General features: G+C 67.9%; 9 protein-coding genes and 1 other RNA gene. 6 read left to right on the forward strand and 4 right to left on the reverse strand.

The window, feature by feature from the left end; all coding sequences use genetic code 11:
• Position 1: 1 nt before the first annotated feature.
• Positions 2–856, forward strand: coding sequence for a hypothetical protein (locus tag VGP60_RS27080; RefSeq protein ID WP_327550931.1), 855 nt, complete (start codon positions 2–4; stop codon positions 854–856).
• On the opposite strand, the gene VGP60_RS27085 is transcribed toward VGP60_RS27080, so the two are convergent.
• From VGP60_RS27085 to VGP60_RS27100, 4 genes are all read right to left on the reverse strand, one after another.
• Positions 853–1290 (reverse strand): universal stress protein, encoded by a 438-nt coding sequence (locus VGP60_RS27085; RefSeq protein ID WP_327550932.1) that lies wholly within the window; start codon positions 1288–1290, stop codon positions 853–855. The two genes, VGP60_RS27080 and VGP60_RS27085, sit on opposite strands and share 4 nt — an antisense overlap.
• A gap of 20 nt (positions 1291–1310) precedes the next feature.
• Complete coding sequence (locus tag VGP60_RS27090; RefSeq protein WP_327550933.1) at positions 1311–2567, reverse strand: SLC13 family permease; 1257 nt, start codon at positions 2565–2567, stop codon at positions 1311–1313.
• A 42-nt stretch (positions 2568–2609) separates the two neighbouring features.
• A complete protein-coding gene (sfnG, locus tag VGP60_RS27095; RefSeq protein WP_327550934.1) occupies positions 2610–3764 on the reverse strand; it encodes a dimethylsulfone monooxygenase SfnG in 1155 nt (384 codons plus the stop codon).
• 144 nt (positions 3765–3908) lie between these two features.
• On the reverse strand, positions 3909–6710 hold the full coding sequence (locus VGP60_RS27100; protein WP_327550935.1) for an ATP-binding protein: 2802 nt from the start codon (positions 6708–6710) through the stop codon (positions 3909–3911).
• Positions 6711–7046: 336 nt separating this feature from the next.
• Here VGP60_RS27100 and VGP60_RS27105 point away from each other — a divergent pair, with 336 nt between their 5' ends.
• The 5 genes from VGP60_RS27105 (at position 7047) to VGP60_RS27125 (ending at position 10149) form a co-directional block, all read left to right on the forward strand.
• Positions 7047–7484: a hypothetical protein gene (locus tag VGP60_RS27105; protein WP_327550936.1), complete on the forward strand. Its 438-nt coding sequence runs from the start codon at positions 7047–7049 to the stop codon at positions 7482–7484.
• A 15-nt stretch (positions 7485–7499) separates the two neighbouring features.
• Positions 7500–7896: RNase P RNA component class A (gene rnpB, locus VGP60_RS27110), an RNA gene on the forward strand.
• 120 nt (positions 7897–8016) lie between these two features.
• Positions 8017–8889 (forward strand): SCO6745 family protein, encoded by an 873-nt coding sequence (locus VGP60_RS27115; RefSeq protein ID WP_327550937.1) that lies wholly within the window; start codon positions 8017–8019, stop codon positions 8887–8889.
• Between the two features lie 492 nt (positions 8890–9381).
• Positions 9382–9648 carry a hypothetical protein gene (locus VGP60_RS27120; RefSeq protein WP_327550938.1) on the forward strand — a complete coding sequence of 89 codons (267 nt, stop codon included), beginning with the start codon at positions 9382–9384 and terminating at the stop codon, positions 9646–9648.
• A 9-nt stretch (positions 9649–9657) separates the two neighbouring features.
• Complete coding sequence (locus tag VGP60_RS27125; RefSeq protein ID WP_327550939.1) at positions 9658–10149, forward strand: hypothetical protein; 492 nt, start codon at positions 9658–9660, stop codon at positions 10147–10149.

Consider the following 10149-nt stretch of genomic DNA (forward strand, 5'->3'; position numbering starts at 1 on the left):
GATGGACGTGCCCGATGTCGTGGAGAGTTTCGACGGCCCGGTCCCGGCTGGGCGGCCGCCGTACCCACGACGCCGGGTGACTTCGCGGATCACGCGGTTCCTGCCCGGCCAGTACCTGACCTGGGTGCCGGGTGCGGTTTCCGCCGGCGTCTGGTTTTCCCTGCCGGACGCGTTGCAGGCCTCACGGGTCGCGACGGAGTTCGCCGTCACGCCGAGTCCCGATGACCTCGTCGCGTCCGCGCAGTGCCACGGACCTGTTCCCGTGCGCCGATTCGAGGCCGGGGCCGAGCATGTCCCGCTGAGCCCGGAAATCCCGCGGTCGATCGCGCACGACCGGATCACCGTGCTGCTCCCGCATGTCCCGGAGCTGAGCGGCTTGATCCGTGAAGCCGACGACTTCTTCGCCGGGTTGAGCCGGATCGAAGCCGAGCCCAAGCCGTGGCGCATCCCCGCGCCGCTGGCCGGCGGCGTCGCGCGACAGGCGTTCGAAGTGCTGGCGACGCTGTGGTCCGGCGTCACGGGGGAGCGGGTCGACACTGTCGTGCGCGCGCCCGACGGGACGCGGCTCGCGCCGGTGGTGCGGCACTTCGCCATCGGCCGCCGCCAGCTCGCGATCCTCGCGGCCGCGAACGACGTCATCAAGGCGATCGTCGAACCGGAGATCCGCCTCGACACGGACTTGTCCGAGATCCTCGGGCTCATCGGTGTCGCGTGGCCGTTCCAGCTCGTCGACGTCCTGGAGACCTACGATGCCGAGCTGACGCCACTCATGACCGGCGAAGACGTCGTCCTCCCCGACCGCACGCCCTACGACCGCCTCGCCGAGCACTGGTCCCTGCTGACGCTGCGCGCCTAGGGCCAGACCAGCAGGACCGAGCAGGGCGTGTGGTCGACGACGAACCGCGTGTGGTGGCCGAGGCTTCGCGGCCCGGGGTGGTCGTGTTTGCCGTCCCGGGCGCAGATGAGCAGATCGGCGTCCGCGTCGATACACGCCGCGACCACCTCGTGTTCGATCCGCCCGCGGCGGACGGCCGTCTCGCAGGACCTGCGCAGCAGGGTCGCGGCGTCTTCGAGGAGCGCGCGCTCGGCCGGGGTCGTCAGCGCGTGGAGGTCACGCGCGGGATCGTGGCCGCGCCGGGAGAGCAGGCCGCCGTAGACGCCGTGCATGACCTCTTCGATGTCGGCGTCGATCACGTGCAGCAGGGTCACCTCGGCGGCCTCGATCGCGGAGACCGCTTCGATGCAGGCCTGCCAGGTGCCTTCGGTGAGCCACACGAGCACTTTGGTCATCGCCGACCATCGTGGGCTCGTCACTGGAACAGCGCAAGTCCGCACCACAGCGCGACGACCGAGCCGACCAGGCAAGCGGGCACGCTGAACAGGCCCAGCTTGAGGAACTCGCGCAGCGTCGGCGTGACCCCGGCGCCCGCGAGCACCCGGCGCCAGAGCAGCGTCGCGAGCGAACCCAGGTAGGTCGCGTTGGGCCCGATGTTCACCCCGAGCAGGACGGCGAGGAGCACTCCGGTGTCGGGGTGCGAGCCGAGGACAGACAACAGGATCAGCGTCGCGGGCAGGTTGTTGACGAGGTTGGCCAGCAGCGCGGCGATCACCGCGGTCAGCAGCAGCTCCGGCAGCCCGGCGGAATCGGGAAGGATCGTGCCGAGCAGCCCGCCGAGAAGATGCTCCGACACCGCTTCGACCACGACGGCCAGGCCGAGCACGAACAGGCACAGCAGCGGGGAGGCCTCGATGACCAGCGTCCACGGCCGGACCGTGCGACGCGCGAGCCCGCGGGCGGCGAGCACCAGCGCGGCGGCCGTCGCGACCCATACCGGCTCGACGTCGACCAGCGGCCCGAGCCCGAATCCGACCAGCGTCAAAGCGAGCAGGACAAGCGCGAAGACCGGCGCCCGCAGGGTTGTTTCCGGTTCACGATCGGACTTGCCGAACAGGTCGATGGCGAAGAACTTCAGGAACACCACGAGCTCGATCGCGATGGTGACGAGCCACGGCAACGCCATCAGCGCGGTGAACCCGGCGAAGGTCAGACCGGACGCGGAGAACGCGAGCAGGTTCGTCAGGTTCGACACCGGCAGCAGCGTCGACGCCGAGTTCGCCAGATGCGCGCAGGCGTAGACATGCGGTTTCGCCCGAAGGCGGAGGTTGGTGGCGGTGGCGAACACGACCGGGGTCAGCAGGACGACCGTCGCGTCGAGACTGAGGATCGCCGTCGTCCCGGCCGCCGCCGCGAAAGTCAGCACGAGCAGGCGTCGTGGCTTCCCGTGACACGCCCGAGCCAGACGTCCGCCGAGCCACTCGAACACGCCCTCGACGCCGGCCAGATGCGACAGCAACAGGATCGCCGCGAGGAACCCCAGCGTCGGCAGGATCTCCACGGCCTGCTGCCCCGCCGCGTCCCACGGCACCAGCCCGATCACGAGCACCAGCCCCGCCGCGGGCACCGCGACCAGCGCCTCCGGCAGGCCCCGCGGCCGGATCATGGCGAACCCCAGCACCGCGACCAGCAGCACGAGACTGACTATCGCCGCCCACGGTCCAGAGCTCACCCGTCAACGCTATGCGAGCGCCCCTCACCCCGCCGCCGCTGGTCACCTCCTCGTGAGTGTTTCGCTCCCGATGGGTTCAGGGTTCGCGGAACTGCGGTCGATGTCCTTTTCGAGTTCGCGGATGACCGGGAGGACGTGCTTGCCGAAGTACTCGACGTCCTCGTGGTAGTGCAGGAACCCCAGCAGCAGCAGGTTCGCGCCGCGCCGCTTGTACTCGATCGCGCGCTCGGCGATCTGCTCGGGCGTGCCGATCAGCTTGGTGCGGAAGCCGTCGTTGTACTGGACGAGGTCGGCGAATTCGGAATCCGCCCACATGCCCTTCTTGTCCGAAGTGGAGCTTCCGGCCTGTTTGACCGCGCCGCGGAACCCTTCCACCGCTTCGACATTCGCCTTCTCGACGATCTCACGCAGCACGGCTTTGGCCTCGCCCTCGGTTTCCCTGGCGATCAGGAAGCCGTTGAGCCCGAACTTCACCGCGTGGTCGTTTGCCGCCGCGTAGCCGTTGACTTCTTCGACCTGCTCGGTGAACCCGTCGAAGTCCTTGCCGTTGCTGAAGTACCAGTCCGAGACGCGGCCGGCGAGTTTCCGGGCGGCGGTGGAGTTCCCGCCCTGGAACACCTCCGGATGCGGGCGTCCCGGACCGGCTTCGGGCTTGGGCTTGATGTCGAAGTCGTGGACGCGGTAGAAATCGCCGCCGAATTCGGCGTGGTCGTCGGTCCAGAGTTCCTTCAGTACGCGGATGAACTCCTCGGAACGGCGATAGCGCTCGTCGTGCTCCAGCCAGGCTTCACCCAACTTGGTGAATTCGTCCTTGAACCAGCCGCTCACCACGTTGACCGCGGCCCGGCCGCCGGAAATGACGTCGGCGCTGGCGATGAACTTGGCCAGTACCCCGGGATGCCAGAGGCCGGGGTGGATCGCGGCGATCACCTTCAGCCGCTGCGTGGCCAGCAGCAGCGCGAGGCTGAAACCGACCGATTCGTGCTGGTAGGCGGCACCGTAACTGGCCGTGTAGCGCACTTGGGTCAGCGCGTACTCGAAGCCGTTGTTCTCGGCGAGAACGGCCAGTTCGCGGTTGTACTCATAGCCCCAGTCGGTGCGCTGCTCGATGTCGCTGGTGACGAGACCGCCACTGACATTCGGCACCCAATAGGCGAATTTCAACGGTTCGTGCAGGGATTCTTCGGACGCGGACACACTGCTCCCCGAAATTGTCGATTTGTGGTGCGCTCTCGAATGGAAGGCGGCACGGGCGGTCAAGCGTGACAGGTGCTCATAAGCCGAGTAGAGCAGCGGCTTTCGGGCCGGTCAACGCCGTCCACGCCGTGAGATCCCGCGAATTCACTCGGAAAGGGCGGCCGCGAGATCGGCCCGGCCGGAGATGGCGAGTTTCCGATACGCGCCCGACAGGTGCAGTTCGACGGTCCGGCGGGTCAAATGCGTGGCTTCCGCGATCTGCCGGTTGGTGAGCCCGCGCGCGGCCATCCCGGCGATCCGGGTCTCCTGCTTCGTCAGCCCGCGCACGGTGTCGCGGGAATTCGTCAGCGCCGCTTCGCAGGTATGCAGTTCTTCGCAGGCGAGGTCGAGCAACGGTTTCGCACCACATTTGGCGCTGAGTTCGACAGCGCGGCGCAGGTACGGGACGGCCTTGTCGTGCTGCTCACGCCTGCGGAACAGGATGCCCAGCTCGCACAGCGCTTCCGCGAGGTCGAGTTCCGCGGGTGACGCCGTCAGGAGTTCGATCGCCTTGACCAGCGCGCGTTCCGCCTCGCCGCTTTCGTGGTCCCCGAGTCGCCCGAGCGTCAGCAACGCGGTGCCGACCACCCGTGAAGTGCCCCAGCGCTCGGCGGCTTCCAGATTCTCTTTCGCGAGTTTGGCCGCTGCTTCGAGATTTCCTCGCAACAGCAGGGCGCGGGTGGCGTGAATTCGCCAGGAAACGAGCGCGGGATTGGTGACGCCCCATTCTTCGAGCCGTCGGCCGCTTTCCAGGAGATCGGTGAGCGCGCCTTCGGTGTCACCGATCGCCAGCCGCAATCGCCCTCGCGCGAAAAGCACGTAATTGTGCTGGAAAAGTTCGGGGAGCTGATCGGTGAATCCAGTCGCCGACAGTATTTCCGAGGCCTCTTCGTAACGGCCGAGATCGACGAGTACTTCGATGAGCCGTGCCGAACAAAGCATGGCTATCGGGCAGTTGGTGGCCGCGCGCAGTTCTTCGAACAGGCGCATCGGCGACTGCAGGATCGCCCGCGCCCGCAACAGGCTTCCGGCCATGTGCAGCATCACGCCGTGCGCCACCGCGGCGCCGGTTCCCTTGCGCAGGTGGAAATCGGCGGGCTCGCCGCCGGGTTCGATCATGCGGCAGAACCGGTCGGCGAGATCCGGTTCGTCGGCCAGCAATGAGGTGAAGATCGTGAAGACGTAAGGCTGCGCGAAGGCGTCGATGCGATCCCCGGTCAGCGCTTCGGCGGCGTACCGGATCGCTTCGGTGGAGCTGGTGCCACCGCGCGCCGCACCGATGGCGAGCAGCACCGCGCGCATCCGGCGCAGGGCAGGCTCTTCTGGCATCTCCGCCTGCAGTTCGTCGGCGTAGCGCTTCGCGTAGGCGACCATGCCGAGGTCGTTCCCGATGGCGGCGAAGTACGCGGCGCACCGCAGCCGCCAGTCGAGGCCGCGTTCGGCTGAAGTCAGCCTGCCGACCACCTGGATGGCGCTGGAGATGGCCAGCCTGCTGTCCAGCCCGCCGCAGGCCCGGACGAGCTTTTCCTGCGCCAGCTTGGCGACCGCCTGCGGGTCGGCCGCGTCGGCGAGCGCCTCCCGCAGGTGGGCCTTCGCGGAGCCGGGGTCGAGCACGTACTCGACGTGCCCGAGCTCCACCTGCACGGCGAGCCGTTCGTCCGGCGGAAGCTGCTCGCTCAGCGCGCGCTTCAGGAAGTCCCGTGCCGACGCGGGCTCGCCGACGTACGTGGCGCGCCGCGCCGCGCGGCGCAGCACGCCGACACCCCACGGCTGGGCCATCGAATCCGCGACGAGCAGATGGGCGGCGATCTCTTCGTCCGGCGCGTCGCCGTCGGCCAGCAACTGCGCGGCCCGTGCGTGGCTCGCCGCCCGCGTCGCGACCGGCATGTCCGCGAGCACGGCGTTGCGCAGGAAGGAGTTGGGGAGCGACGGCGGCTGGGTGTCGGTCAGCACGCGAAGCCGGACGAGCGTGTCGATGACGTCCAGCGCCGGCCGCAGGTCGAGCCCGGCCAGGGTCGCCACCCGTTCAGGGCTCGCGTCCGTCCCCAGCACGCCGACCGCGCACACGACCTCCATCGCGCCCGGGATCGTGCGCAGCCGGAGCCTGAGCAGCTCGCCGATCCCCGGGGTGGTGAGCTCGCGCAGCTGCTCGTCGGTGGTGTTCCACGCGGCCGCGCCGGAACGCTCGACCAGCGTGCTGAGCAGGGTCTGCAGCAGATACGGGTTGCCACCGGTGATCTCGCGGCCGGTCGCGGCGAGCTCGGGGCGGACGGGGTGGCCCGCGAAGGTCTCGAACAGGACGGTCGTCGCCGCCAGGTCGAGTCCGACGAGGTCGATCGTCGTGGGCGTGCTGCCGGCGATCTCGGGCAGGGAGACGTCGTCGAGCGGCGGCTCGCCCTTGCTCGACGACAGCACCATGAGCACGGGAAGCCCGCTGATCCGTGACCTCGCGTAGGCGAGACAGCGCTTCGACCAGGTGTCGGAGAGGTGGATGTCGTCGACGGCGATGAACAGCGGGGTCCTGGTGGCGGCCTCGCGGATCAGGCGGTGGAACGCGTCCAGCGCGGCGAAGGGGTCGTGCTCGGGGAAACGCGGTGTGCGCGGCGGCGGGCCGCCCGCTCGCACGATCGAGGACAGTGCCTCGGACAGCTGCCGGATGACCCCGCCGCTGAGGTCGTTTTCGAGCCGGGCGCCTTTTGCCACGACAGTGGAAAAACCCCGCGCACCGGCCTGTGTGGCGACCGCGTCGACAATTGCCGTCTTGCCGATGCCGAACTCGCCGGTCACCACGGCCGTCGACGCTTTTCCGGCCGCCGCGCCCGTCAGGAGGTGAGCGAAGGTTTCCAGCTCGTCATGCCGCCCGGAAAAGAGCGCGGCTTCGGCCAGAATGCTGGCTGTGTTTCCCACCGGAAAGGCTCCGATCCGCGGCGTCGATCATAATTCGGGGAGAATGCCCCACGCTAACGCCGCTGTCCAGCGGGGGAATAGCGATGCTTTGGCAAACGTGAATGATATTCATGTTGGTTCATGTTTTTACTCCACTCGGGGGTACCGAAGGCCCCTGGCAGCACGCTCCGGATTTCCTTCGGTACCCACCGTAGAGACCTGCGGCGTATCCGAAGACACAATTGCGGAAAGTCCCGATCAACGGGAGTAGTCCAAGTAATTGCTTGGAGCGGTACGTCCGGGCTGTCGAATAGCACTCCTCATCGCAGCGCGGAATCACCGTCAAAAGGAGAAACGATGACCGCAGCCCGGCTCGCCGTCCCCGAAACAACCCCCGGCATTCCGGTCCTCAGCGTCGTCAAGCTGGTCGCCACCGAAATCCCCCAGCTCGGCCCCGCCGTGACCGACGCGCACGGCTCCGTCCTCTACCGCTTCGGCAAGGACGAGGCCCACCCCTGGCGCTCACACCAGGCAGGCACCCGCGGCCAGGGCTGGGTCCCCGTCCTCACCGCGCGCAAACCCACCGTTGACGGCATCGAACCCGGACTCGTCGGCACCGTCTCCCGGATCGACGGCACCCGCCAGGTCATGCTCAACGGCTGGCCCCTCTACCGCTACGCCGGTGACGCCGAACCCGGCCAGTGGCAAGGACAGGGTGTCGCCGGGATCTGGTTCGCCGTCCAGCCCGACGGAGAGAAGAACCTCAACTGCCTTCGCCCGTCCGGCGACGCGTAGGATTCGCCGCGCAGACGAGTTGGCAGGGCGGTCGCGGGGCGCTTCCGGGCGCTTCGAGGAAAGTCCGGACTCCGCAGGGCAGGGTGGTTGTCAACAACAACCCGGGGTGACCCGCGGGACAGTGCCACAGAAAATAGACCGCCCTCGCCTCACGGCGGGGGTAAGGGTGAAACGGTGGTGTAAGAGACCACCAGCACCCCGGGTGACCGGGGTGGCTAGGTAAACCCCACCCGGAGCAAGGCCAAGAGGGAGCGCGAGCTCCTGCGCAGGCGCTCGAGGACGGCCCGTCCGATGCCTGCGGGTAGGCCGCTGGAGCCTGCCGGCGACGGCAGGCCAAGATGGATGGCCGCCCATCGCGGACGCCGCAAGGCGACCGCGTGGACAGGATCCGGCTTACATGCCAACTCGTCTGTTTCTCTTTTTCTCCTTATTGGTCACCTTGGTGTCTTGCGCGCGAGAGGTCGCCATCTGTCGACAGATGGCGACCCGCCGGGGCACGCAGCGGGGAGTTACTGGGCGGTACGGTTTGGGTATGGAAGCCGCCGAAGCCGCCAGGATCGCCTTTCGTGTCCACCGGGTGCTCGAGCCACTGCACTCGATGAGCTACTTCGCGCCGGAGACCGAGGAGTACCTGGTCGCCGCGGGATTGCGGCCCGGCCGCATGTGCTACTTCGCGGGCCGGTCGGCGGCGTTCGGAGCCGTGGGACCCGGTGTGGTGGCGGCGACCTTCTACAACTTCAACCTCGAGATCGTGGCCCGGCATATCCCGCGGGCCTGGACGCTGGCGACGCCGGAGCGGATCCTCGCCGCGCGGTTCGAGGCCGCCGACGTCACGCTGCGGCGGCTGCTGGGCGACGAACTCATCGCGTCGGCGGAGCTGGCCGAGGCCGCGGAACTGGCGCGTGAAGCCGCCGCGGGCTGTGCGCCCGAGGGACGGCCGCTGTATGCCGCGCACGCCGACCTCGAGTGGCCGGTCGAGCCGCATCTGGTGCTTTGGCACGCCGTCACGCTCCTCCGCGAGTTCCGGGGCGACGGGCATATCGCCGTGCTCGTCGACAGCGGACTCAGCGGACTCGCCGCGCTGATCACCCACACGGCCACCGGCAAGGGGTTCCTCGCGGCCACGGCGAAGCTCAGCCGCGGTTGGTCCGACGAGCAATGGGACGCCGAAGTCGACAATTTGCGTGCGCAAGGGATTTTGGGCGAAGAACTCGAGTTCACCGAGAAGGGCGCCGCGCAGCGGGCCGGGATCGAAGACCTGACCAACCAGGCCGCGACGGCCCCTTGGCGGCACATCGGCGCCGAGAAGGCCGAACGCCTTCACGACCTAGGACGGCAGCTGAGCGGGGCCGCGGTCGCTTCGGGAGCCTTCCCTGGCGGCGTTTTCGCCTCGCCACGAGCCTGAAATACAAGATCGTCAAGACGGGTGATTCTTACTCTATGTAGTGGATCAGTGCCCGTTTATCGGCCGCTCTGTAATCAGAACCGCCCCAATGGCTGATCGACATCGTTGACAGACGCAGGGACCCTTTTCACTGTCCGGACTCGCGGCTAGCCGCCGAACGGGGCATGTCACACTGATTGCGGCGCCACAACGCCACCAAACCCCACACTCAGAGTGAGCAAAATCCTCGCTAGTGAGCAAGTTCACCGCTGAACTGCGAAATACGGGTGGCCGGGGTTATTCCTGAGCACCCTTGCCACGATGATGGAGGGCGAGGAGTTTCAGTGAGATTGGCCGTGATGGGCGTCGAGCGGACCGAACTACATATACAGAGCGCGCTTTGACCACTACACCTCGTGACGCCATGATGTTGTACTTAGCACTGAAACCACAGCGGAGCTGTGTGGCGCGGCGCCGTATGCCACCAAAGCTTCGCGCACCGGGAGTAGAGCGATGATGACGATGAACGTTGTGCAGCTCGCGCAGAACGGCGAGCTGGGCACGAAGGGCGTGAACAAGTGGCTGATCGACAACGTCGTTCCGCTGGTGCTCCTCGCTGTCGCATTGCTGCTGCTCTGGCTGGGTGGCGGTAAGGGCGACAACGCCGGCGTGATGCGCCGGCTGGCGGGTGTGGTGATCGCGCTCGCGGTCATCGGCCTCGCAGTCAGTGGCCTCGGCGTGAACGTCGGCCAGTGGATCGCCGGCTTGTTCACCGGCTGAGGCGGCCTCTTGCGTATCCGCACCGATGACGAGGTCTACCGGGTCGACGCCGTATGGCTCGGCCCGCCCAAGGCCACTTTCCCGTGGCGTGCCCGCTACGTCGCGTGGGCGGTCGGCATCCCGATCTTCCTGGTCGCGCTCACCGTGGAGCGCATGGTCGGGATCTCGTTCGGCTTCTTCTCGACCGCGTGGGCATTCATCGGCACAATCGTGATCACGAGGTTGATCACCTCGAAGATCAGTCACGAGCGGCCGCTGGGCGCCGTCCTCACGATGTGGGGACGGGAGCTTACGGCGCCGCGTGAGCGCACGAGCGGGGACGGTGGCGCGGTCAGCGCCAGCCGTATCCGGGTCCGGGCAACCCGTCCGGTGCCGAAGAACCGCCGCCGCAGTGGCGGCAGGAGCAAACGCGGGTCCGGGAAGCCGTCCCCGTCGTATCACGAAGCGCAGGGCACACCACGAGCGCGCCGGGACCGCGGTCCGGTCTCGGCCGGGAGGTAG

Origin of the sequence: Amycolatopsis sp. (assembly GCF_036008905.1) — a bacterium.
GTDB lineage: Bacteria > Actinomycetota > Actinomycetes > Mycobacteriales > Pseudonocardiaceae > Amycolatopsis.